This is a genomic window from Sphingomonas astragali (assembly GCF_051400615.1).
Taxonomy (GTDB): domain Bacteria; phylum Pseudomonadota; class Alphaproteobacteria; order Sphingomonadales; family Sphingomonadaceae; genus Sphingomonas.
Window position 1 is genome coordinate 1,605,750 of the sequence record NZ_JBLFFH010000001.1, and the last position, 22,692, is coordinate 1,628,441.

Annotated in this window: 19 protein-coding genes, 1 tRNA gene and 1 pseudogene; 12 read left to right on the forward strand and 9 right to left on the reverse strand. The window is 68.7% G+C overall.

Translation table 11 applies throughout. The features are described 5' to 3' along the window. Positions 1-6 precede the first annotated feature (6 nt). The 5 genes and pseudogenes from ACMGER_RS07785 to ACMGER_RS07805 all read left to right on the forward strand — a co-directional run bounded on the left by ACMGER_RS07785 (position 7) and on the right by ACMGER_RS07805 (position 5,367). Positions 7-1,104, forward strand: coding sequence for a glycosyltransferase family 4 protein (locus ACMGER_RS07785; protein WP_436811511.1), 1,098 nt, complete (start codon positions 7-9; stop codon positions 1,102-1,104). After that, complete coding sequence (locus tag ACMGER_RS07790; protein ID WP_436811512.1) at positions 1,101-2,207, forward strand: CgeB family protein; 1,107 nt, start codon at positions 1,101-1,103, stop codon at positions 2,205-2,207. The genes ACMGER_RS07785 and ACMGER_RS07790 overlap by 4 nt, the downstream gene beginning before the upstream one ends. Continuing rightward, positions 2,204-3,292, forward strand: coding sequence for a CgeB family protein (locus ACMGER_RS07795; RefSeq protein WP_436811513.1), 1,089 nt, complete (start codon positions 2,204-2,206; stop codon positions 3,290-3,292). The genes ACMGER_RS07790 and ACMGER_RS07795 overlap by 4 nt, the downstream gene beginning before the upstream one ends. Continuing rightward, positions 3,289-4,299, forward strand: a pseudogene (locus tag ACMGER_RS07800) (CgeB family protein); the annotation flags it as partial. The gene ACMGER_RS07795 and the pseudogene ACMGER_RS07800, both read left to right, overlap by 4 nt. Before the next feature lie 48 nt (positions 4,300-4,347). Next, positions 4,348-5,367 carry a UDP-glucuronic acid decarboxylase family protein gene (locus ACMGER_RS07805; protein WP_436811705.1) on the forward strand — a complete coding sequence of 340 codons (1,020 nt, stop codon included), beginning with the start codon at positions 4,348-4,350 and terminating at the stop codon, positions 5,365-5,367. Between the two features lie 17 nt (positions 5,368-5,384). Here the strand turns inward: ACMGER_RS07805 and ACMGER_RS07810 are convergent. Beyond that, positions 5,385-5,461 (reverse strand) — tRNA-Pro (locus ACMGER_RS07810). A 158-nt stretch (positions 5,462-5,619) separates the two neighbouring features. Between ACMGER_RS07810 and yajC the strand changes: the two genes are divergently transcribed. From yajC to ACMGER_RS07830, 4 genes are all read left to right on the forward strand, one after another. Beyond that, on the forward strand, positions 5,620-5,961 hold the full coding sequence (gene yajC / locus ACMGER_RS07815; RefSeq protein WP_436811514.1) for a preprotein translocase subunit YajC: 342 nt from the start codon (positions 5,620-5,622) through the stop codon (positions 5,959-5,961). Beyond that, on the forward strand, positions 5,961-7,562 hold the full coding sequence (secD, locus tag ACMGER_RS07820) for a protein translocase subunit SecD (protein WP_436811515.1): 1,602 nt from the start codon (positions 5,961-5,963) through the stop codon (positions 7,560-7,562). Before yajC ends, secD begins: the two co-directional genes overlap by 1 nt. A gap of 103 nt (positions 7,563-7,665) precedes the next feature. Next, positions 7,666-8,625 carry a protein translocase subunit SecF gene (gene secF / locus ACMGER_RS07825; protein WP_436811516.1) on the forward strand — a complete coding sequence of 320 codons (960 nt, stop codon included), beginning with the start codon at positions 7,666-7,668 and terminating at the stop codon, positions 8,623-8,625. After that, positions 8,622-8,996 carry an Mth938-like domain-containing protein gene (locus ACMGER_RS07830; RefSeq protein WP_436811517.1) on the forward strand — a complete coding sequence of 125 codons (375 nt, stop codon included), beginning with the start codon at positions 8,622-8,624 and terminating at the stop codon, positions 8,994-8,996. Before secF ends, ACMGER_RS07830 begins: the two co-directional genes overlap by 4 nt. On the opposite strand, the gene ACMGER_RS07835 is transcribed toward ACMGER_RS07830, so the two are convergent. Continuing rightward, positions 8,981-10,165: a glycosyltransferase gene (locus tag ACMGER_RS07835; RefSeq protein ID WP_436811518.1), complete on the reverse strand. Its 1,185-nt coding sequence runs from the start codon at positions 10,163-10,165 to the stop codon at positions 8,981-8,983. The two genes, ACMGER_RS07830 and ACMGER_RS07835, sit on opposite strands and share 16 nt — an antisense overlap. A 117-nt stretch (positions 10,166-10,282) precedes the next feature. Continuing rightward, positions 10,283-10,618 carry a glycine zipper 2TM domain-containing protein gene (locus tag ACMGER_RS07840; protein ID WP_436811519.1) on the reverse strand — a complete coding sequence of 112 codons (336 nt, stop codon included), beginning with the start codon at positions 10,616-10,618 and terminating at the stop codon, positions 10,283-10,285. Positions 10,619-11,656: 1,038 nt separating this feature from the next. On the opposite strand from ACMGER_RS07840, the gene ACMGER_RS07845 reads away from it, so the two are divergent. Next, positions 11,657-11,827, forward strand: coding sequence for a hypothetical protein (locus ACMGER_RS07845; RefSeq protein WP_436811520.1), 171 nt, complete (start codon positions 11,657-11,659; stop codon positions 11,825-11,827). A gap of 133 nt (positions 11,828-11,960) precedes the next feature. Next, entirely contained in the window at positions 11,961-12,122 is a 162-nt protein-coding gene (locus tag ACMGER_RS07850; RefSeq protein ID WP_436811521.1) for a hypothetical protein, read from the forward strand. 157 nt (positions 12,123-12,279) lie between these two features. On the opposite strand, the gene ACMGER_RS07855 is transcribed toward ACMGER_RS07850, so the two are convergent. The 6 genes from ACMGER_RS07855 to ACMGER_RS07880 all read right to left on the reverse strand — a co-directional run bounded on the left by ACMGER_RS07855 (position 12,280) and on the right by ACMGER_RS07880 (position 19,575). Continuing rightward, positions 12,280-12,705, reverse strand: a complete 426-nt coding sequence (locus tag ACMGER_RS07855; RefSeq protein ID WP_436811522.1) for an OsmC family protein — start codon at positions 12,703-12,705, stop codon at positions 12,280-12,282. A gap of 84 nt (positions 12,706-12,789) precedes the next feature. Beyond that, positions 12,790-13,119: a hypothetical protein gene (locus tag ACMGER_RS07860; RefSeq protein ID WP_436811523.1), complete on the reverse strand. Its 330-nt coding sequence runs from the start codon at positions 13,117-13,119 to the stop codon at positions 12,790-12,792. Between the two features lie 21 nt (positions 13,120-13,140). After that, the gene (locus ACMGER_RS07865) at positions 13,141-13,560 is read right to left on the reverse strand and encodes a glycine zipper 2TM domain-containing protein (RefSeq protein ID WP_436811524.1); all 420 of its coding nucleotides are present in this window, start codon (positions 13,558-13,560) and stop codon (positions 13,141-13,143) included. A gap of 104 nt (positions 13,561-13,664) precedes the next feature. Next, positions 13,665-15,128: a DNA methyltransferase gene (locus ACMGER_RS07870; RefSeq protein WP_436811525.1), complete on the reverse strand. Its 1,464-nt coding sequence runs from the start codon at positions 15,126-15,128 to the stop codon at positions 13,665-13,667. A gap of 331 nt (positions 15,129-15,459) precedes the next feature. Next, entirely contained in the window at positions 15,460-15,834 is a 375-nt protein-coding gene (locus ACMGER_RS07875; RefSeq protein WP_436811526.1) for a DUF6491 family protein, read from the reverse strand. 72 nt (positions 15,835-15,906) lie between these two features. Beyond that, positions 15,907-19,575: a TonB-dependent receptor gene (locus ACMGER_RS07880; RefSeq protein WP_436811527.1), complete on the reverse strand. Its 3,669-nt coding sequence runs from the start codon at positions 19,573-19,575 to the stop codon at positions 15,907-15,909. Positions 19,576-19,835: 260 nt separating this feature from the next. Here ACMGER_RS07880 and ACMGER_RS07885 point away from each other — a divergent pair, with 260 nt between their 5' ends. Further along, the gene (locus tag ACMGER_RS07885; protein WP_436811528.1) at positions 19,836-22,553 is read left to right on the forward strand and encodes an exo-rhamnogalacturonan lyase family protein; all 2,718 of its coding nucleotides are present in this window, start codon (positions 19,836-19,838) and stop codon (positions 22,551-22,553) included. Positions 22,554-22,692: the final 139 nt, after the last annotated feature.

Here is a 22,692-nt window from a genome sequence, read left to right on the forward strand (position 1 = left end):
GGGCGGATGCGCATCCTGCTCACCGCCGATGCGGTGGGCGGCGTGTGGCAATATGCCACCGACCTCGCCCGCGCGTTCGGCAGCCGCGAGGTCGAGACGGTGATCGCGCTGCTGGGGCCCCCGCCGTCCGCGGCGCAGCGTGCCGAGGCGGCGGCGATTCCGGGCGCGCGGCTGGTCGAGACCGGCCGGCCGCTCGACTGGCTGAGCGACGGCCCCGCGCCGATCCTCGCCGCCGGCGCGGCGATCGCCGAGCTCGCTGGGGACGAGCATGTCGACCTCGTCCAGCTCAACATGCCCTCGCTCAGCGCCGCCGCGCCGCCGCCGGTGCCGGTGCTCGCCGTCGCGCACGGCTGCATCGCGAGCTGGTGGCAGGCGACCTGTCCCGGCGAACCGCTGCCGCGTGCGTTCCACTGGCACCGTTCGCTGACCGGGGAAGGGCTGCGCGCCGCCGACATGGTGGCGGCGCCGAGCGCCGGCTATGCCCGCATGGTCGCGCGCCTCTATGGGCTGCCGCGCACGCCGGCCGTGGTCCATAACGGCCGCGCCTTCGCCCCGCTGGCCAATGGCGCGATGCAGGACTGCGTCTTCACCGCTGGCCGCCTCTGGGACCGTGCCAAGAACGCCGCGCTGCTCGATCGCGTCGCCGGGCGGCTGGCGGTGCCCTTCCATGCGGCAGGCCCGGTCACCGGTCCGCATGGCGAGGCGATCGACCTCCGCCACCTCCACCTGCTCGGTTCGCTCGATGCGGCGGGCATGGCGCGGCAGCTCGCCTGCCGGCCGGTGTTCGTCTCCGCCGCACGGTTCGAACCGTTCGGGCTCGCGGTGCTCGAAGCGGCGGCAGCGGGATCGGCACTGGTGCTCTCCGACATGCCGGTGTTCCGCGAGCTCTGGGACGGGTCCGCACAATTCGTCGCCGGCGAGGACGAGGCTGCCTGGACGCGCGCGATCGAGAGCGTGATCGGCGACACCCGGCGCCGCCTGCGCCTCGGCGCCGCCGCCCGCGAGCGCGCGGCGCGCTACACCGCCGATGCGATGGTCGAGGCGATGGCCGGGCTCTACGCCCGAATGGTTGCACACCATTCGGCCGGGAGGGTGGCGGCATGAGGATCGCCTATTTCACCCATTCGCTCGCCTCGTGCTGGAACCACGGCAACGCGCATTTCCTGCGCGGCGTGCTGAGCGAGCTGGTCGCGCGCGGTCACGACGTGCGCGTGTTCGAGCCCGAAGGCGCCTGGAGCCTCGCCAACCTGCTCGCCGACCACGGCGAGCAGGGGCTGGAGCCCTATCGCCGCGCCTATCCCGAGCTGAGCTCGACCGTGCTGCGCAAGCACGACGACCTCGCCGAGCAGGTCGACGGCGCCGATCTCGTCATCGTCCACGAATGGAACGAGCCGGCGCTGGTCGCCGGCATCGGCCGGCTGCGCGCAGCCGGCGGACGGTTCACCCTGCTGTTCCACGACACGCATCACCGCGCGGTCAGCGCGCCCGGGGAGATGCGCGCCTACGACCTTTCCGCCTATGACGGCGTGCTCGCCTTCGGGGAGGCGCTGGCGGAGGTCTATCGCCGCTGGGGCTGGGGCGAGCGAGTGTGGGTGTGGCACGAGGCCGCGGACCTCCGCCGCTTCCATCCGCCCGCGGAGGAGGGGCGCCGCGAGGGGCTGGTGTGGATCGGCAACTGGGGCGACGGCGAGCGCAGCGACGAGATCGCCGCCTTCCTGCTGCGCCCCGCCGAGGAGGCCGGGCTGCCGCTCGACATCTACGGCGTGCGCTATCCCGCCGAAGCGCTGGCGGCGCTCGCCCGCCACGGCGCGCGCTATCGCGGCTGGGCGCCCAACGCCCGCGCGCCGGAGATCTTCGCGCGCCACGTCGCCACCGTCCATGTCCCGCGCCGCTACTATGCGACGATCCTGCCCGGCATCCCGACGATCCGCGTGTTCGAGGCGCTCGCCTGCGGCATCCCGCTGGTGTCGGCGCCGTGGGAGGATGCCGAGGGGCTGTTCCGGCCCGGCACCGACTATCTCGTCGCACGCGACGGTGCGGAGATGACGCGGCACCTGCTCGACCTGCGTGCCGATGCCGGGCTTCGCGCATCGCTCGTCGCCCACGGCCTGGAGACGATCCGCGCCCGCCACAGCTGCGCCCACCGCGCGGACGCGCTGCTCGCCATCGCCGCCCGCTTCGCCGCTCCAGCAAGGAATGCCGCATGAAGATCGCCTTCTACGGATCGAGCCTGTTGTCCTCCTACTGGAACGGCGCCGCCACCTATTACCGCGGCATCCTCAAGGCGCTTTCGGCGCGCGGCTACGACATCAGCTTCTACGAGCCCGACGCCTTCGACCGCCAGCAGCACCGCGACATCGACCCGCCGATGTGGGCGCGCGTCGTCGTCTATCCCGCCACCGCCGAGGGGCTCGAATCGGTGCTCGCCGAAGCGGGCGAGGCGGACGTCGTCGTCAAGGCGAGCGGCGTCGGCGTGTTCGACCGCGAGTTGCTGGAGGGCCTGTTGGCAAGAAGCCGCCCCGACGCGATCCGCCTGTTCTGGGACGTCGACGCCGCCGCCACGCTCGACGAGATGCGCGGCGACGCCTCGCATCCGGTGCGCCAGGCGCTGAGCGGCCTGGACATGGTGCTGACCTACGGCGGCGGCCCGCCGGTGGTGGACGCCTATCAGGGCTTCGGCGCGGCGCGCTGCGTGCCGGTCTACAACGCGCTCGACCCCGACACCCATTATCCCGTGCCGCGCGACGAGCGTTTCGCCTGCGATCTCACCTTCCTCGCCAACCGGCTCCCCGACCGCGAGGCGCGCGTCGAGGAATTCTTCCTGAAGCCCGCCGCATTGCTCCCCGAGCGCCGCTTTCTGCTCGGCGGCAACGGCTGGGACGACAAGCCGATGCCCGGCAACATCCGCCGGCTGGGGCATGTCGGCACCGCCGATCACAATGCGCTCAACAGCACGCCGCTCGCCGTGCTCAACGTCGCGCGCGATTCGATGGCGCACATCGGCTTCTCGCCCGCGACGCGCGTGTTCGAAGCGGCCGGTGCCGCCGCCTGCCTGATCACCGATGCCTGGGACGGCATCGAGCTGTTCCTGAAGCCCGACGCCGAGGTGCTGGTCGCCCGCGACGGGCAGGACGCCGCCGACCTGCTCGCCGCGCTCACCCCCGAGCGCGCCCGCGCGATCGGCAGGGCGGCGCTCGCCCGCATCCTGTCCGAACACACCTATGCGCTGCGTGGCGCCGAGGTCGACGCGATCCTCCGCAGCCATGCCGCGCGCGCCCGGGAGGCCGCATGAAGCTCGTCGTCCTCGGCCTCAGCCTCGGCTCCTCCTGGGGCAACGGCCATGCCACCACCTGGCGTGCGCTGCTCAGGGCCTTCGCGGCGCGCAGCCACGACATTTTGTTCCTGGAGCGCGAGGTGCCCTGGTACGCCGGCGAGCACCGCGACCTGACCGACCCGGACTATTGCTGGCTGCAATATTATCCCGATCTCTCGGCGCTGGAGACCTGGGCGGCGACCGTGGCCGAGGCGGACGCGGTGATCGTCGGCTCCTATGTGCCCGACGGGGTGGAGGTCGCCCGCTTCGTGCACAAGCACGCGCGCGGCGTCACCGCCTTCTACGACATCGACACGCCGGTCACGCTCGCCAGGCTCGCGCGCGGCGACTTCGAATATCTTTCACCGGAGGTGATCCCCGGCTACGACGTCTATCTCTCCTTCACCGGCGGGCCGACGCTGCGGCGGATCGAGCGCGCGTTCGGCGCGCCTGCCGCCCGCGCGCTTTATTGCTCGGTCGATGCGGAAGCCTATCGCCCGCTCGACGTGCCGAAGCGCTGGGATCTCAGCTATCTCGGCACCTATAGCGACGACCGCCAGCCGACGCTCGACAAGCTGCTGATCGAGACCGCCCGCCGCTGCCCCGACAAGCGCTTCGCCGTCGCCGGCCCGCAATATCCGGCCGGCATCGCCTGGCCCGCCAACGTCGAGCGCATCGAGCACCTGCCCCCCGCGCGCCACGCCGAGTTCTACAGCGCCTCGCGGCTGACGCTCAACGTCACCCGCGCCGACATGATCGCCGCCGGCTGGTCGCCGTCGGTGCGGCTGTTCGAGGCGGCGGCGTGCGGCACGCCGATCCTGTCCGATCGCTGGGACGGGCTCGACAGCCTGTTCGCGCCCGGCCGCGAGATCCTGCTCGCCGACACCACCGCGGACGCGGTCGCCGCGCTGGACCGCGATGCCGCCGCGATCGGCGCGGCGGCGCGCGCCCGCGTGCTGGCGGAGCACACCGCCGTCCACCGGGCCCGGGAGCTCGAACACCATCTCACCGAGGCAACAGCGAGGAAAGCGACCATGAGAATCGAGACTGCACCGCTCACCCTCGTCGCCGGCGGTGCCGGCTTCATCGGCTCGCATCTGTGCGCCGAGCTGCTCGCGCGTGGCGACCATGTCGTCTGCCTGGACAATCTCCAGACCGCGCGCCCCTCCAACCTGAGCGACCTCGAAGGTCATCCCCGCTTCGAGTTCGTCGAGGCCGACGTCACCCATCCGCTGCCGCCGTCGATCACCGCGCGCGCCCGGCGGTTCACGCGCATCTACAATCTCGCCTGCGCCGCCTCGCCGCCGCAGTATCAGGTCGATCCCGAGCACACGATGCTGACCTGCGTCGTCGGCACCGACCAGCTGCTGCGCCTGGCCGAGCTGTCCGGCGCGCGCTTCCTGCTCACCTCGACCAGCGAGGTCTATGGCGACCCCGACGAGCATCCCCAGCGCGAAGATTATCGCGGCCTCGTCAACTGCACGGGCCCGCGCGCCTGCTACGATGAGGGCAAGCGCGCCGCCGAGGCGATGACCTTCGATTTCGGCCGCCTGGGCCGGGCGGAGGTCCGCGTCGCGCGACTGTTCAACACCTATGGCCCGCACATGCACCTCGACGACGGGCGTGTGGTGTCGAACCTCATCTGCCAGGCGCTGTCGGGCCGGGAGATCACCATCTACGGCGACGGCAGCCAGACGCGCAGCTTCTGCTACGTCTCGGACACGGTCGAGGCGCTGGTCCGGTTGATGGAAAGCGACCGCTTCGACGGCATGGAGCCGATCAACATCGGCAATCCCGACGAGATGACCGTCAACGAGCTGCTCGAGCGGATCACCGCGATCACGCGGGTCAATCCGCGCGTCGAATACCGTCCGCTCCCCGTCGACGATCCGCGCCGCCGCCGGCCGGACATCACCCGCGCGCGCCGCCTGCTCGGCTGGGAACCGCGCGTCGATCTCCAGACGGGCCTCACCCGTACCTGCGCCTGGTTCGCCGAGGAACTGGCGCAGGGCACGTCGCCCGAGGAGCTGGAGCTGACCTGCGCGGCGGAGTGAGCCGCCGCCTTTGGAACTGGTCGGGGCGACTGGATTCGAACCAGCGACCCCCACACCCCCAGTGTGATGCGCTACCAGGCTGCGCTACGCCCCGACCATGGGTCTCGGGGCAGGCCCCGAGGCCGCGCCACTTAGGCCGCGTCTCGCCACGATGCAAGCGTCGCCGTTGCACGCACGGCGATCCGGTGTTAGCGGGCGCCGGATATATTCCGGGCGACAAGCCCGGCGAGGCCCCCTATCCACGCGAGAGCCATGTTCATTCCTCCAGCTTATGCCCAGGCCGCAGGCGGAGCGTCCGCTGACGGCGGACTCGCCACCATCATCTCGATGGCGCCGCTCGTCCTCATCTTCATCGCCTTCTACTTCCTGATGATCCGTCCGCAGCAGCGGCGGATGAAGGAGCTCCAGAACGCGATCAATGCGGTCAAGAAGGGCGACCAGATCGTCACCGCCGGCGGCGTCGTCGGCAAGGTGACCAAGGTCGAGGACCGCTTCGTCGAGGTCGAGATCGCGCCCACCGTCAAGGTGCGCGTGGTCAAGGCGACAATCGCAGAGATCACGCCGCAAGGCGGCGCCAAGCCCGCGAACGACTGATGCTCGACTTTCCCCGCTGGAAGATCACCGGCATCGTCGGCGTCCTGCTGATCGCGGTGCTGCTCGCGATTCCGAGCCTGCTGCCGGAGCGCATCGTCAACCAGTCGCCGGTCCACCTGCCGCGGATCAACCTCGGCCTCGACCTTGCCGGTGGCAGCTACATCCTGCTCGAAGGCGATACCGGAGACGTCGCGACCGCGCGGATCGAGACCATGCGCGAGCTGGTCGCGGCCGAGATGCGCCGCGGCAGCCCGCGGATCGAGATCGGCGACATCTCCGGCCGCGACGGCAAGTTGAGCTTCATGGTGCGCGATCCCAGTCAGGTCGACGCCGCGCGCGAGCGGCTGCTCGGCATCACCGGCGGCGGGGCCGGCCTCACCGGCCAGCGCGAATGGGACATCGAGGTGGTCGATTCGACCCGTTTCGTGCTGACGCCGACCAGGGCGGGCCTCGCGCAGGCGGTCGACACCGCGATGAAGGATGCGACCGAGGTCGTCCGCCGCCGCATCGATGAGCTCGGCACGCGCGAGCCGACGATCGTGCGCCAGGGCACCGACCGCATCGTCGTGCAGGTGCCCGGCCTGCAGAACCCGCAGGCGCTCAAGGACCTGCTCGGCAAGACCGCCAAGCTCGAGTTCAAGCTGGTCGACGTCAATGCCGACCAGCAGCAGGTCGCGCAGGGCATCGCTCCGATCGGCGACGTGATCCTGCCCTATGCCGACGATCCCACCGGCCAGCGCAAGATCGCGCTCAGGCGCTCGACGGTGATCTCGGGCGACCAGCTCGCCGACGCGCGGCAGGAGTTCGATCCGCAGACCGGCGCCCCGGTGGTCGCGATCACCTTCAACGGCGAGGGCGGCCGCCGCTTCGCCCGCGTGACGCAGGAGAACACCGGCAAGCCCTTCGCGATCATCGTCGACAACCAGGTGATCTCGGCGCCCAACATCGACGAGCCGATCATGGGCGGCCGCGCCCAAATCCGCGGCGGCTTCACCGTCCAGTCGGCCAACGAGCTCGCGATCGCGCTGCGCTCGGGCAAGCTGCCGGTCGACCTCAAGGTGGTCGACGAGAGCACCGTCGGACCCGACCTCGGCGCCGATTCGATCCGCGCCGGCATCCTCGCCTCGGCGGTGGCGGCGGCGGCGGTGGTCGCCTTCATGTTCGTGACCTACGGCCGGTTCGGGCTCTATGCGAACCTCGCCGTGATCATCAACGTGTTCGTGATCCTGGCGGCGATGGCGCTGATCAACGGCACGCTGACGCTGCCCGGCATCGCCGGCTTCGTGCTGACGATCGGCACCGCGGTCGACGCCAACGTGCTGATCAACGAGCGCATCCGCGAGGAGCGGCGGCGCGGCCGCAGCGTCGTCCAGGCGGTCGAGCTCGGCTACAAGGAAGCGAGCCGCACCATCTTCGAGGCGAACATGACCCACGCCATCTCCGGCGTGATCATGCTGCTGCTGGGCTCCGGTCCGGTGAAGGGCTTCGCGGTCGTGCTGCTGATCGGCATCGCCACCTCGGTGTTCACCGCCGTCACCTTCACCCGTATGCTGGTCGCGCTGTGGATTCGCCGCAACCGGCCGACGGAAATCCATATATGATGAGCTTCACCCGTCGCCCCGGCGCAGGCCGGGGCCGCCCGATACCGGGCGGAACCGAACAACATGCCGGCCCCGGCCTCCGCCGGGGCGACGAGATTTTGTCATGCGCCTCCTGAAGATCGTTCCTGACAATACCAACATCGGCTTCGTCCGTCTGCGCTATTGGGCGTTCGGGCTCACGCTGCTGCTGTCGATCGCCTGCGTGACGCTGGTCGCGGCGAGGGGCCTGAACTTCGGCGTCGACTTCGTCGGCGGCCTGATGATCGAGGAGCGCTTCCCGTCTCCGCCGCCGATCGACAAGGTCCGCGCGACGGTCGAACGGCTCAACGTCGGCCAGGTCAGCCTGCAGCAGTTCGGCGATCCCAAGCTGGTGACGATCCGCCTGCCGGTGCAGCAGGGCGCCGACGAGGGCGCCACCAACCGCGTCGTCCGCACCGTCGAGACCGCGCTGGCGAAGGAATTCCCCGGCGCGACCTTCAGCCGCTACTCGACCGTGTCGGGCAAGGTGTCGGGCGAGCTGGTGCGCAACGGCATCCTCGCGGTCGTGCTGGCGATGATCGGCATCTCGCTGTTCGCGATCTTCCGCTTCGAATGGCAGTTCGGCGTCTCGACCTTCGTCGCGATCCTGCACGACCTGCTGATGACCTTGGGCTTCTTCGCGCTGACCTGGCTCGAGTTCGACCTCACCATCATCGCCGCGGTGCTGACGATCATCGGCTATTCGATCAACGACAAGATCGTGATCGACGACCGCATCCGCGAGAACATGCGCAAGTATCGCAGCATGAGCATGAGCGACATCGTCGACCTCTCGGTCAACGAGACGCTGCCGCGCACGGTGATGACCTCGGTCACCATCCTGCTCGCGCTGTTCGCGATGCTGCTGCTCGGCGGGCATGTGCTGCGCGGCTTCACCGCGGCGATGATCCTCGGCATCGTCGTCGGCACCTATTCGTCGATCTACGTCTCGTCGTCGCTGCTGATCACGTTGGGCCTGCGCGCGCAGCCGCCGGCGGCGCCGGGCGACGCCGCCAGGGCCGAGCGGGTCGCCGAGCGGCCGTGAGGCTGGACCGCAACGCCGTCGCGCCGGGGCCGGTGATCGCCGGCTTCTCGCACGGTGGATTCCGCATCGACGACAATGTCTACCGGGCGCTGCTGATCACCCCCGAGCGCGCCGACGGCTGGGAGCCGCCCGCGCTCGACGCGCTGGACGAGGCGGATGTGGCCTCGGCGCTCGCGCTCGATCCCGTGCCCGAGTTCCTCCTGCTCGGCACCGGCGCCACGCTGGTGCGGCCGTCGCCGGCCTTCACCGCGGCGCTGGAGGCGCGCGGGATCGGGGTCGAGGCGATGGACAGCCGCGCCGCCGCACGCGCCTGGAGCGTGCTCCGCGCCGAAGGCCGCTGGATCGTCGGGGCGCTCTATCCGCTAGGCTGACGCCGGGCCCCCACCAGCCGCGCGAGGTGATCGCGCAGCTGCGCCGCATTCGTCTCCCAACTGAACCGCTCGGCCGCGGCGGCGACGGCGGCCGGGTCGGGCGGATCGAGCAGCACCTCGGCGATCGCGCTGGCGAAGCCTTCGGGCGTGCGCTCGGCGATGCGGCCGGCGGTCGGGCGGTCGATCGTCTCGCGCGCGCCGCCCGCCGGCGTGATCACGATCGGCGTGCCGCTCGCCAGCGCCTCGACCCAGACGTTGGCGAGCCCTTCGGAAGCCGAGGCGAGCGCCATCACGTCGGCGGCGGCGAACAGGGCGGGCAGCTCGCCGTGCGGCACCCCGCCCAGCAGCTGCACCCGCTCGCCCAGGCCCGCGTCGGCGATCCGTCCTTCGAGCGCCGGCCGCTCCGGTCCGTCGCCTGCGATCAGCAAGGTGGTGCCGGGCAGCCGCGCCGCCGCGTCGATCACCACGTCATGGCCCTTGCGCGGGATCAACGCCCCGACCGACAGGATCAGCGGTCCGGTGACGCCGAGCCGCGCCTTCTCCGCGCGGCGGTCGCGCGGATGGAAGCGGCTGCGGTCGATGCCGGTGCGGTGGACGGCGATCCTGTCCGCGCGGATGCCGAGCGCGGCCATGTCGTCGCGCATCGTGTCCGACACCGCGAGCAGTCCGTCGGCCTCGCGGCCCGCCTGTGCCACCTGCGCAGCGGTGGCGTGCGCATGGCCCCAGTGGTGGATATCGGCCCCGCGCGCCTTGATCGACACCGGCACGCCGAACCGCCGCCCGAGCGCGACCGCCGCCGGGCCGTCGGGAAAGAAGAACTCGGCATCGATCACGTCGAAGGGGAACTCGGCGCGGAGCTCATGCAGCAGCGGCGTGAGCGTCCGGACCAGCGCGCCGGCATGGAAGCGCCCGCCCGTGCCCGGCACCACCGTGAAGCGCGGCCGCCATAGGTCGAGCCCGCGCCACTGTTCGTGTCGCGGCAGCCTGGTCAGCGAGCGGTAATGCCCGAGCCGGTCGAGCGGGAAGGGCGGCAGCCCGATCGGCGCGACCACGCGCAGCTCGACATCGGGAAGGGCCGCCAGCCCCTGCGTCTGGCGCTCCACGAAGATGCCGAAATTAGGCCGGCTTGCGTCGGGAAAGAGCGTCGACAAGGTGAGCACGCGGAGCATCGCGGCCCGACCTTAACCCGCCGACGGTTAACTCGTCACTGCAGCTGGTACGATGATTAGAGCGATGTCGAGGCCCTGCCGAGGGGGGACGCATGGTCCGCCCCTCGGGCAGCCGCCTCAGCGGCAGCGGCGCTTGCTGCCGCTGCGCTCGATCTCGCGGCCGGCGAGCGCGCCCGCGCCCGCGCCGAGCAGCGTGCCGAGCGAGCGGTCGCCGCGGGTGTCGACCGTGCGGCCGACCAGCGCGCCGGCAACGCCGCCGACGATCAGGCCGGTGGTACCGTCGGGCTTGCGGCAATAATAGCGGCCGTCGCGGCCGCGCCATTCGCGATACTTGTAACGCTTGTGCCGCTGCGCCTCCGCCTTGCCATAGGAGGCGACGTCGGAGATCGGCACCACCGCGGCGGTCGGAATGACCAGCGTCGCCGCGCCGATCGCGAGCAACAGATTACGCATGACTAGACTCCCTCATCCTTGATTGGATCGTTTCCGTAACGCGATCACCTTGTACGAAGTTGCATGAACCTGCGGCAACAAGGCCGACGGTGCAATTGCCGATGGCGAATCACCCTCGGCTCGACTATCGCGACAGCGTCATGCGGCCGGCGCGATTCGCCGGCACGACGATCCCCGATATCCACGTTATCCACAGGCGCGTGACCGATGATCGCGCTTGGCGCGACTCGCCGGCCATGACAGCATCACTCCTGCAAGACGACGAGAGATTGTCGAGAAATCGACGAAGGATCAAAGACTTGCTCGCCACGATCGAGGCGCCGGTGCCGCAAGGAAACCGCGCGAACGGTCGGTGCGATGGGCTCGCCGCCCAGTCGTCTTCGGGCCGCTCGCGGTGCGAGGATAGACGGACGGAAAGACCATGGCGAGACGATTGCCCCCGGCGATCGTCGGGCGATGATCGGCGAAAGCGAAACGGCGCTCCTCGGAGCTGCTGTCGGAGCGGTCGGCGGTCGAACGACGGCGGGGCGACCTGGCGTCGGGTCGACGGGAAACGAGCCGTCATCCTTCGGGATGAGGGTGACGAACCGGAGACAAACGACGACGGAGCTTCTTCGGCGTCGAGGTCAACGGAGTGATGCGGCATCTTTCGGGATGTGCAGCGATCGCCGGAGACCGAACGGCATCGGAGATCCCCTTCGACGCCGCTGGCCGCCGAGGCCGGTGGATACGTGCTTCTCACGAAGCGCCGCCGCCGGCCCCGGTGACCGAAACAGGTGAAACCTGCTGCCCTTGCCGGCGCGGGCGGATCCAGCCGCCGAAACCAGGCCGCGACACCCCGTGGCCGAAGTCCGGCGACCGGGGGCTGGCAGCGATGCCGGCCCCCTTTTGGTTCGGGTGGACCGCGTGCCTCCTCCATGCCCGTCCGGAACGTCCAGGCCGTATTCGCTTCCGCTCATCGCAAAGCCGCCGCCGACGACGCGATGGAGTCGCAATCCTGCGCTCGACTGGACCGGCGCCCGAATCGCGGGCGCATCCATGGAGGACGCGATGCAGGACGAGCAGCAGCCCATCAACGAGCAGGAAGAGGTGATCGACGATCAGGAGACCGACGAGGACGAGGCTGCCGAAGAGCAGGACGAGGACGTCGAGGAGCAGGACGAGGACGCTGAAGATGCGTCCGCCGCGGATGACGAGGACGAGGTCTGATTCCTTGTCGCGCCCGCGTCGATGGCTCGTCGACGCGGGCGAGTAATCGCCCGCCATTGAGCGCTCTTCCTCGCCCGCAGGAAGGAACGGGAACGGGAGGGCGGGGGTTTTATCGGGCAAAGGAGAAATCCCGATGGCCGACCGCCCCGGAACCCGCACCCAGCCGCGCCCCAACATCTCGACCGAGAACTCCGAGGTCGGCACCGACACCGATCCCAAGGACACCCTCGACCGCGACCGCCCTGCGCCGAAGGAACGGGTCGCGCGCAGGAGTGCGCTGACCAAAGCGGATTGACGCCGCGGCCCCCGTCCGATGAAGCGCATCGAACACCTTGCCCACAGGTCGCGCAGGCTGCTCCGCCAGCCATTTGCGAGCGATCTTGCCGCCAACCTGCTCGCCGCGGGGCTGATCGCGGCGGCGAGCCGGCTGCTGCGCGGTGGCCGCCGCCGCTTCAGGCCAGACGATGGGTCAGCGCGATCTCCGCCTTGAACAGCTTGGAGACGGGGCAGTTTGCCTCGGCGTCGGCGGCGAGACGGGCGAATTCCTCGGGGTCGATACCGGGCACATGCGCGGTGAGATCGAGGTCCGAGCGAGTGATGGCGAAGCCGCCGCCGTCCTGCTCCAGCTTGACCGACGCCTTGGTCTCGAGGCTGCCCTCGCTGTAGCCGGCCCGCGCCAGCGCGAAGCTCAGCGCCATGGTGAAGCAGCCGGCGTGGGCTGCGGCGATCAGCTCCTCGGGATTGGTGCCGTTCTCGTCGCCGAAGCGGGTGTTGAAGCTGTAGGGCGTCCCGTCGAGCACGCCCGATGCGGAGGTGAGCCGTCCCTTGCCGTCCTTGCCGAAGCCTTCATAACGGGCGGTGGCGGTGCGCGTCGTCATCGTGGCGTCTCCTCTTGCTGCCGAGAACCGTTAGATAGGGAGGGCCGACGACAGCGCCATGACTCGAGGCACGGCCGCAGCCGATCAGCCCGGCGCCGGGCGCGGCGGAGTGTCGGCGAGCTGACGGTCGGGCCGGGCGAGCGCGGGGCGCAGCGCGTCGCGTTCCTCGGGCGGCACAGGGGCATCGCCGTCCGGTCGGAAGGCATCGGGTGCACGATCGTGGGATCCGGGATGAGAACGGTCGAGCGCGAGATCGGGAGCAGGGTGCCCGTCGGGCTCGGGCGTGCCGAAGATGCCGCCGGTGGCATTCCTGCGCCACCAGGCGAAGGCGAGCGCGCCGGCGCCGATCAGCCCCGCGCCGATCGCGGCAGTGGCGAGCCGGGATGAACGATTGCGGTCGGTCCGGCGGGCCATGCGCACCCTCCCCTCGTCAAGTCAGCGACAACGAACGTTGTCGCGGTCGATTGCGTTCCCGGCAGCTGCGCCGGCGGCGGCGCCGAGCAGCGCGCCCAAGGTCGAGGAGCGACCCGGTGCGATGATCCCGCCGAGCACCCCACCGGCGATGCCGCCGACGATCAGGCCGGTGGTGCCGTCCGAACGGCGACAATAATAGCGGCCGTCCTCGCCGGCATAGATACGGTCGTTGCGGCCAAGCCGGCGCTCGCGGTAACGGCGGTCGTCGCGATAATAGCGATTGGCGTAATAGCCGCCGTAGCTGGGATCGGGCCGGTTCCAGTCATAATAGCGCGAGCTCCGGTCGCTGGCATAGCCGGGGCCGCCGCCGTAGCCGTCGTAATCGCTGCACCCGGCGACGAGCGTCGCCGCCGCGATCATTCCGAACGCGAACGCACGCATGGCATTCCTCCCCTGTTGTTACGGGTTTGTATCGAACGCGTGAGAAGGGGTTCGGTTGCATGGCGCAGGGAAAGGGGGGCGGGCCTGCGGTAGATCAAGTCGAATCAGAGCAGGCTTCCTTGGGCTCCCGCCTGATGGCTGGCGCGCATCTCGACTCGTGCCGCCTTCTTCACTGGGCTGATCAGCGGTGGCAGTCTCGGCTGGATGCCCTGGAACAGCTCGGCGAGCGTGACGAACTGAAGCGCCGGGAAGCGGCCGAACTCGGTCTCGATGATCGGATGCGAGGCGGCTTCCTCACGCATACCCCTGGTGGGCGGCGACTTCATCACGAACAGTCCGAATCGGTGCCTGTCGCGCTCCATGACGCGACCGAGGTCGCGGACCATGGTCGGATTGATGTTGTCGCCGGCCTTGACCGATACCACGCCGGTTCCGATCCGGCCGCCCTCGGCGAGGTAATTGAACCAGCCGTCCACACCCTTGTCACCACCCTTCCTGTCGCGCGGGAACCCGCCGACTTGCCAGCATACCCATTGCTGGAATTGGTGCGGATCGTCGGCAGCCAGCTTCTCGGCGGAGGCCAGGTCCCTGGGTACGCCAATGGTCTCGAATTGAATGGCCGGATAGCCGTTCCGCATCCGGTCCTCGATCATGCCGATGGCGATGTGGGTAATGTCGATCCCGATCCACCGGCGGCCGAGCTTCTGCGCGGCATCGACTGCTGTTCCACAGCCGCAGAAGGGATCGAGTACGACGTCGCCGGGATTGGACGACGCCGCGATAATACGCTCGAGCAGGGCGCGCGGCTTCTGAGTTGGATAGCCGAGACGTTCCCGTGACACAGGAGCCAGTATCGGAATTGACCAGACCGCATTCATCGCAACGCCGGCAGATTCCACCTGTTCCTCAAGCGTCGGATTACGTTTGCCGGTTTTGTCGAAGGTGACCTTTTGTTTCTTACCCTTCCAGCGCTTCAACGAACTCGCCGTCGGAGGCTCCAAGGGAGCATTGAACGTCTGGCGACCATCCTGCTTTGCATAGAAGAGGATATCATCGTGCATTCGCTGGAACCGCTTCGCTACGGTCGGCCAACGACGGTAGCTCCAGATGATTTCGTTCTGGAAGTTCTCCGCGCCGAACACCGCGTCCAACACGAGCTTCAGATAGTGTGACGCGGTGGGGTCACAGTGGAGATAGAGCGATCCCGTCGGTTTGAGCACCCGATGCAGCTCGACCAGCCGCACCGCCATCATCGCGAGATAGGCCATCAGCGAATTCTCGCCGATCGCCGAATGCATAGCCTCCATCATTACCTGCAGCGAGCGATTGGTCCCCGCCGCGATGTCGAGCAGCGCTTCCCTAGCACCGTCGCCCCATGTCCAGGTATCGTCGAAGGCCTCGATGCTCGCAGCGGCGGCGGTGCCGTTCGCCGATTTGAACGGTACGTTGTAAGCAGCGTTCGAATTGAAAGGCGGGTCGAGATAGATCAGGTCGATACTGTCATCGGGCACATGCTCCCGTAGCACATCGAGATTGTCGCCGTAGAAGAGATGATTGGCGATCTCCACGTCCCGCCTCCAGCGCCTGTAACCGCGCCGGAACATTGCGTGATCCAAACCAGTCCAAAAGGCGGCCTTCATCCGTTTCGGACCCTCCTCGCGACGAGGAAGGCTATCGCAGGTCGCAGGAGGCGGAAGAACGGCCTGCTTCACATCGGAGCGTTCATCAGGGCCTAGCGAGATGTTCCTCCGAAACGGGTCAGCTTCCCCGCGTTCGCCGCTTCAGACCTTTAGGTCGCGGAGGCGGTTGCCCTCAACACAGCTAGGCATGGCGCGCCAACGATGCAGGCTTATCCTCGGCAGCCGGGCCAGAGCGGCTGCGATGGGGATATGCCCTCGCTCATCGCTTCTGAGCTTGGTTCCGCGCCGCCGCGGCTTGTTCGGGCGTGAGCTTACGCACCTGCCGTACCAGGCAAGACCGCAATCCGCTCGCGTCGGGGACGAGCAGCTCGGCGGGCCGGCCGGGACAGATCCGCTCGCCGGCGCGCGATCGGATGCCGATCCGCATGGCCCAGTCGACGTCGGGGCAGCCGGGCGACAGAGTGAGCTCCCATGTCTCGCGTGCGCCGACGCGGACGAGCGCCCGGTCGGGACCGGCATCGCCAAAGCCGGTGACCTGCGACGCCCAGAAGCATTCCCGCCCGCCTCGCCGCGGACCGTCGGCGCCGGTGCAGGCCGCGAGGGCCGAGATGAGCAGGAGAAAACATCGTCGCATCAGGACATCTCCCGACCGAGGGGCGGGACGTTGGCCGAGAGCGGGCGTCCGTCCGGGACGCCCGCTCTCCGGTCAGTTCCCGAACTGGATGCGCACGCCGCCCATGATCCGTCGGCCGCCGTACGACATCCGCATGACCCGGGGGGTGCCGTCACCGAAGGGCACGTAGTCGCCCGTCGAGACCGTCTGCATCTCCCGCGTGACGTTACGCCCTTCGACATAGATCTGGAAGTTGCGGGTGACGTTGTAGGAAGCCTTGAGGTCGATGTAGGTGGTGCCGTCGATGAAGCGTGGCACGCCGGGATTGTAGCCCGGCGCGACGAGCCGCACGTTGGTCCACTGTTCGCCCGGATAGTTGATGTCGATGTTGTTGCCGCCGCACGGCGTGATGCACGAGAAGCGCTCGCTGCGTTTCTGATAGGCGGCGCGCAGGTTGAGCTTGCCGTCGTCGTACCAGAGTGAAGCGTTGATGTAATATTTCGATTCGTCGGGCGGCAGCATGTAATCGCCGGTCAGCGGATCCTGCTGACCGCTCGTGACCGACGAGGTCAGGATCGAGACGTTGGCGTCCGCGCCGGTATATTTCAGGAACGAGGGCAGGAAGGTGAACGCCGTCTTGGCGGAGAATTCCCAGATATCGCGTTTGTAGCCCGGCCCGTTGTCCCAGGTCGGATAGCTGAACTCGATATCGGCCAGCGGCTCGCCGGTGATCGGATCGACCTGGTCGCTTCCCGCGAACGGGCGCGCCGTTCTGGTGACCTGGATGGGATTGCCGATCTTCACGTCGAGCTTGCCGTAGGCGACCGAGAACATCGTGTCCCTGTTCGGATACCATTCGAGGCTGACGTTATAGTTCCAGGCGGTAAACGGCTTCAGGCTCGGGTTCCCGACGCGGCCCGAGCAGCCGTAGATGTCGTCGCCGCCCGACGTGTCGAGCGTCACCCGCTCGTCGACCGTGCAGGTGCCGCCGGGAACCAGCCGCTCGAGCGTGGGAGGCGCGATCGTCTTGCCGCCATAGACGCGCAGCACCAGCTTCTCGTCGAAGCCCCAGAGGTTGAGGTTGACGCTGGGCAGCCAGTCGTTGCTGCTCGAATTGACGTTGACGATCTGGCTGAACGACTGGCTGGTGATGCCGGCGGGTTCGTCGGGATTGGCCGGGTTATAGGCCGGCGTCACCCGGATCGACGTGATCGTCTGCAGGCCGGAAGCCTTGACCTTCCTGAAGACCCCGCGGACGCCGGCGTTGCCGTTGAACAACAGGCCCCAGGGCAGGCGCTGCTCGAAATCGAACATGGCGTAGACGTTCTTCGTGGTCTCGTTCGCCCGGCTGACCGGCTGGTCGTACATCTGGCCGTCGCTGCCCATGCATTGCTTGAGACAGTCGAAGTTCATGAAATCCGAGGCGCCGAGCGCGGCGAACAGCTCGTCGGTGCGGATGCCCTGCCAGGCGGGCGGCAGGTTGCCGCGGTTGGGCAGATCGCCGAAATATTTCGAATCGCTGTTCTCGAGCGTCCGAGCGAAGAGATCGCGCAGCTCCTGCGGGGTGAGCGTGTCGACGCCCGATCGGACGTTCGCCGGATTGGTGCTGGGTACGAAGCCGTAGTTGCAGGAAAGGCCGCCCGGCGCCGACGATCCGGCGGTCGGCTCGCAGGCACGCAGCGTGCCGCGCACATTCGCGGTCGGCACGATGACCGCGGGGATGTAGCCGGGCTCCCCGAAGGTGCCAACGGCGGTGCTCGCGGTATATCCGCCGCCGCCCCAGCGCTGGATCTGGTTGTCCCGGTACATCCCGCCCATCTTGAACCGGGTGATGAAGGGCAGCATGTCGTCGGTCTTGTAGGCGACGTCGAGCTTGGCGATCTTTTCCGTCGATTCGCCGAGCCTCGGAGAATAGGACACGCCGAAGCTGGGGGTGGTCAGCGGCATCTGCGAGACCAGATACTGCGGCGACCCCGGACCGTTGGGACCGGCCGCCACCGCATTCTGCCCGATGCAGGTGGCGGGGTCTGTGCCTCCCGCCACGCAGGCCGGCGCGCGGAGCTGGACGAAGCTGGCCGGGTTGGTCTCGTCGTAATTGTCCGGCAGGTCGATATCCCACAGGCCGTTGGGCTGCAGCGTCAAGCTCGCATCGCCATAGGCATAGGACCGCGACGTGCGCATGTCGCCGCGGCTGGTCGTCGCCTTGGTGAGGCCGGCCATCGCGTCGATCTCGAGCCGCTCGCCGCGATACTCGGCGCCGACCTGCGCATATTTGGTCTTGGTGTCGATGATGTTCTCGATCTGGTCGATGCCGACCGAGTTGTTGGTCAGCGTCATCTGCGTGACGTTGTGCGCATCGTCGACGACGATGCTGTCCGGAACCACGTTCAGCACGTTGCCCAGGACGGCGTTGCCGCCCACGTTGTTGAGTCCGTACTGCGGATCGTAGAGATAATATCCCGCCGGCGCGTTGGGGGACACGCTGCGCGCCAGCGGGTATCCGCCGGCAGCGTCGGTGGTCGTGAAGGCGCCGGCCGGGTTCTGGCTGAACAGCGTGATCGGATTGCGGCTGCGGTTCTGGTCGTGGACCTTGCGGTTGGCGATGGTGCCCTTGGCGTAGACGATCAGGTTGTTGGTCAGCTGATAGTCGAGCCGCCCGTCGAACGCGTAGCGCTCGTCGGTCTGCGTGTTCATGAAGTTGCGGATCAGCGACGGCGTATAGTCGTTCCACTGGTTGAGACAGCTCTGCTGCTCCAGGATCCGCTGCCCCTTCTGCGCCGCGCTGCCCGTCGGATTGTGCGGGAACAGCGTGAAGCAGTCCGCCTTGGTCTGTGCCGATGCGGCCTTGGTGATCAGCGTGCGCGGCGTTTCGGTGCTGTTGGGGAACAGCACGTCCGCCGCGTCGGTGCCGATCGTGTCGGGATTGAAGGTGAAGGTCTTCTCGGGCGACTGGTCGAAGTCGAACAGGCGCGAATAGCCGCGGGTATTGCTGGTGGTGGTCTCGAAGCCGTGGCCGTTGTTCTGGATTTTCGAATAGCTGCCGCTGACGATCACGCCCAGGCGATCGTTGAAGAACTTGCGCGAGGCGACGCCGTTGAAGTCCGGCGTCCAGTCGCGCCCGAGCGAGTTCTGGCCGGCGCCGGCGCGCAGCGAGAAATAGGGTTTCTTGAAATCGAGACCGCTGCGCGTCTTGATCTGGACGCCGCCGCCGATCGAGCCCTCGGTCATGTCGGCCGTCGATCCCTTGACGATATCGATGCTCTTCACGAGCTCGGCGGGAAGCTCGCGCAGGTCGGCGCCGCGGCTGCCGCCGCCGTCGATGGCGAGCGAGTTGGTCGCCTGCACGCCGATCCCGTCGAGTTCCACGCGCGTGAGGGCAGGACCGTTACCGCGGATCGCGACGCTTTCGCCCTCGCCAAATTCGTTGCGGCCGAGCGCCACGCCGGGGACGCGCGAGATCGCCTCGTTGACGTTGCGGTCCGGGAAGGAGCCGATGTCGTCGGCGACGATCGAATCGGTCGCGGTGCGCGCGTTCTTCTTGCGGTCGATCGCGGACTGCTGGCTGGCGCGGGAGCCGACGACGAGGATGTCGTCGGTCGATGAGGTCGTGACCTCGGCGCCCATGTCGGGCGCTTCCGTCTGTCCGCTCTGCCCCGGCGCCGTCTGGGCCATCGCCTCGCCGCCGCACGCCAGCAGCAAGCCCAGCACCGTCCAAGAGGCGCTCACGCCGATACGGCCACGGGATTTCAGTTGATTCGCCATTCTTCCCCCTCTCCTGTTCGACCCGTTCCGGGCGGGGACGTTGTTCGTCCCTCATCCCGCCGGGCAGGTGATTTTTCTGGAGATCGCCCCCAATCCTCGATGTCTCATCATATGGATGCATCGATCAATTAGTAGAATTATCATATTTTAAATGGGTTGCAACCCTTGCGATCGCATTCGCCGCAGCAACAATATTGCATATTGTGGAATATGATTTCAAATAGTACGAATATTCGATAGCTAGCCAACGGAGGGGACCCGTGACACGAACCTCGATCGGCCGGCGCGACTTCATCGGGGCAGCGTTTGTCGCGGGAGTCGCGCCTTCGACGGTGATCCATGCCGCATCGGCGACGCCGGCGCGGCGAAGCGGACCGATCGAGGCGGAGATCGCCTGGCTGGACGGCGGCCCGCCCACAGGCGGATGCGAGGGGCAGACCTGGGGTGTCGCCTGGCCGCAGGGGCAGGTACGCGGGAAAGCCCGGTTCGCGCTCGCCGGCGCCGATGGCAGCCAGGTGCCTGTGCAGAGCTGGACCACCGCCGTCTGGCCTGACGGCTCGTTGAAATGGACCGCGCACGCGATGCCGGGGGGCGCGCCGCTGCAGCCGGGCTATCGGCTCGCCGCCGGCCGTCCGGCGCCGGCGTCCGAGCCGGTCAGCGTCCGCGAGCTTGCCGACTCGATCGAGATCGTCAGCGGCCGCCTATGCTGGGCGCTCGGGCGGAGCGGGACCGCGCTGATCCGATCGGCGCGAAACGGCGAACGCGTGCTGCTCGAGTCCGCCGGGCTGGTCGGCGAGGTCCGCATGGGGGCGCCGGAGGGCGAACGGGTGCCGCTCGAAGGCGTCATCGACCGCGCCGTCGTCGAGCAGCGCGGCCCCGTTCGCGCGGTGATACGGATCGAGGGCACGCATCGCGGCGGCGGCCGGACGATCCTTCCGTTCACGGTGCGCCTCTATGCCTATGCCGGCTCGCGGGCGCTGCGCGTCGTGCACAGCTTCGTCTACGACGTCGAGCCGTCGGAGCTCTTCTTGTCCGGCCTCGGGGTCAGCGTCGGCGTGCCGATGCGCGGCGCCCTGCACGACCGCCACGTCCGGCTGGCGATCGACAAGGACACGATGTTCGCGGAAGCGGTACGCCCGCTCACGGGCCTGCGCCGCGATCCGGGCAAGGCGTTCCGCGAGGCGCAGGTGGCAGGGCGGGCGGTGCCGCCGGTCGCGGAGATGCGCGCGCCGGTGGGAGCCCTGCTCGAGCGCATCCCGGCCTGGAGCGATTTCACGCTGGCGCAGCTCTCCGCGAACGGCTTCACGCTCGCCAAGCGGACCGGCGATGGCCATGGTTGGATCGATGCGGGCGAGGGACGGCGTGCACCGGGTTTCGCCTATGTCGGCTCGTCGCAGGGCGGCGGCGCGATCGCGGCGCGCTATTTCTGGCAGCGCCATCCCACCCAGCTCGACATCCGCGATGCGGCATCGGACCGCGCGCGCCTTACCGCTTGGCTCTGGTCGCCGGAGGCCAGGCCGATGGACCTGCGCCCCTATCACGGCACCATGGGCATGGAGGGCTATGGCGCGCAGAACCAGGGTCTCGACATCACCTATGAGGATTATGAACCCGGCTGGGACCAGGCGCGGGGGATCGCGCGGACGAGCGAGCTGACGCTCTGGGCATTCGACGCAACGCCGGAGACGCCGCGGCTCCAGGCGCTCGCGCGGAGCGCCGCCACGCCGCCCCAGCTGATGGTCGACCCGGCGCATGTCCACGTCGCGGGGGTGTTCGGCGACTGGGGGCTGCCCGACCGGTCGACGCCGCGGCGCGCGGCGATCGAGGATCAGCTCGCCGATCTCATCGACTTCTACGCCGGCGAGGTCGACCGGCGGAGCTGGTACGGCTTCTGGAACCACGGCGACGTGATGCACACATATGATGCCGACCGGCACCAGTGGCGGTACGACATCGGCGGCTTCGCCTGGGCGAACAGCGAGCTCTCGCCCGACCTGTGGCTATGGTACGCCGCGCTGCGCAGCCGCGATCCCAAGGCGTTCCGCCTCGCCGAGGCGATGACGCGGCATACCGGGGAGGTCGACGTCTACCATCTCGGGCGCTTCGCCGGCCTCGGCACGCGTCACGGCGTCCAGCATTGGAGCGACAGCTCGAAGCAGCCGCGCATCAGCAACGCGGCCTATCGCCGGATCTTCTACTATCTCACCGCCGACGAGCGGGCGGGGGACCTGATGCGCGCGCTGGTGACGTCGCACGAGGCGCTGCGCACGGTCGAGATCGGGCGGAAGGTGCCGGGCGCCGAACGGACGCCGCTGCCGGCGGGCGTGATCGAGATGACCTTCGGCACCACCTGGGCGGTGCTCGCCGGCGCCTGGCTCGCCGAATGGGAGCGCACCGGCGACCGGCGCTGGCGCGACCGCATCGTCGCGGGGATGGACAGCATCGGGCGGATGCCGCGCGGCTGGCTCACCGGCAGCGCGCCTTATGACCTCAGGACCGGCCGGTTCCTCGATCCCGGCGCGAAGATCAGGCTGTCGCATCTGAACGCGGTGTTCGGGGCGGTCGAGGTCAATTCGGAGCTGCTGCGGCTGATCGACCTGCCGCACTATCGGACGGCGTGGCTCGATTATTGTCGCTGGTACAATGCGCCCCGCGAGGAGTTCGTTGCCAAATGGGGCGAGCCCTTCGGTCGGCGTAACCTGCGCGAGGGGCATTCGCGCCTCACCGCCTACGCCGCGAAGGCGGCCGGCGACGCCGCGCTCGCGCGCAGGGCTGCGGAGGAGTTCTACTCGGGCGACGCGGGGCTGGGGATGAGCCAGGGCGATCCGCGCCGCACGCTTCCCGGCGGCATCGTCGAATGGCCGGGGGTCTCGACCAATGCGGCCGCGCAATGGGGCCTGGCAGCCATCCAAAACCTGGCCCTGGTGCCTGAGGCGCTCGACGCCGGCGAGCCGCGTCCGCGCCGGCAGCGCGAATAGACTCTGTCATATTTCGGATTGAAGCAGTGTCAGTGCTCCTGCGACGGCAGGAGCTCAGGCCGCAGGTGAATCGCTCGTAATCCAGGGCTCCTGCCTTCGCAGGAGCACGGATGCGAGGACGGGCTGGACCCCGAAGATC

Coding starts and splice junctions, on each gene's coding strand:
- ACMGER_RS07855 (WP_436811522.1), bottom strand. CDS start 12,705: ATGACGACGCGCACCGCCACCGCCCGTTATGAAGGCTTCGGCAAGGAC.
- ACMGER_RS07865 (WP_436811524.1), bottom strand. CDS start 13,560: ATGCGTGCGTTCGCGTTCGGAATGATCGCGGCGGCGACGCTCGTCGCC.
- secF (WP_436811516.1), top strand. CDS start 7,666: ATGCGCCTCCTGAAGATCGTTCCTGACAATACCAACATCGGCTTCGTC.
- ACMGER_RS07790 (WP_436811512.1), top strand. CDS start 1,101: ATGAGGATCGCCTATTTCACCCATTCGCTCGCCTCGTGCTGGAACCAC.
- ACMGER_RS07805 (WP_436811705.1), top strand. CDS start 4,348: ATGAGAATCGAGACTGCACCGCTCACCCTCGTCGCCGGCGGTGCCGGC.
- secD (WP_436811515.1), top strand. CDS start 5,961: ATGCTCGACTTTCCCCGCTGGAAGATCACCGGCATCGTCGGCGTCCTG.
- ACMGER_RS07835 (WP_436811518.1), bottom strand. CDS start 10,165: ATGCTCCGCGTGCTCACCTTGTCGACGCTCTTTCCCGACGCAAGCCGG.
- ACMGER_RS07875 (WP_436811526.1), bottom strand. CDS start 15,834: ATGCGACGATGTTTTCTCCTGCTCATCTCGGCCCTCGCGGCCTGCACC.
- ACMGER_RS07845 (WP_436811520.1), top strand. CDS start 11,657: ATGGAGGACGCGATGCAGGACGAGCAGCAGCCCATCAACGAGCAGGAA.
- ACMGER_RS07840 (WP_436811519.1), bottom strand. CDS start 10,618: ATGCGTAATCTGTTGCTCGCGATCGGCGCGGCGACGCTGGTCATTCCG.
- ACMGER_RS07860 (WP_436811523.1), bottom strand. CDS start 13,119: ATGGCCCGCCGGACCGACCGCAATCGTTCATCCCGGCTCGCCACTGCC.
- yajC (WP_436811514.1), top strand. CDS start 5,620: ATGTTCATTCCTCCAGCTTATGCCCAGGCCGCAGGCGGAGCGTCCGCT.
- ACMGER_RS07795 (WP_436811513.1), top strand. CDS start 2,204: ATGAAGATCGCCTTCTACGGATCGAGCCTGTTGTCCTCCTACTGGAAC.
- ACMGER_RS07880 (WP_436811527.1), bottom strand. CDS start 19,575: ATGGCGAATCAACTGAAATCCCGTGGCCGTATCGGCGTGAGCGCCTCT.
- ACMGER_RS07785 (WP_436811511.1), top strand. CDS start 7: ATGCGCATCCTGCTCACCGCCGATGCGGTGGGCGGCGTGTGGCAATAT.
- ACMGER_RS07850 (WP_436811521.1), top strand. CDS start 11,961: ATGGCCGACCGCCCCGGAACCCGCACCCAGCCGCGCCCCAACATCTCG.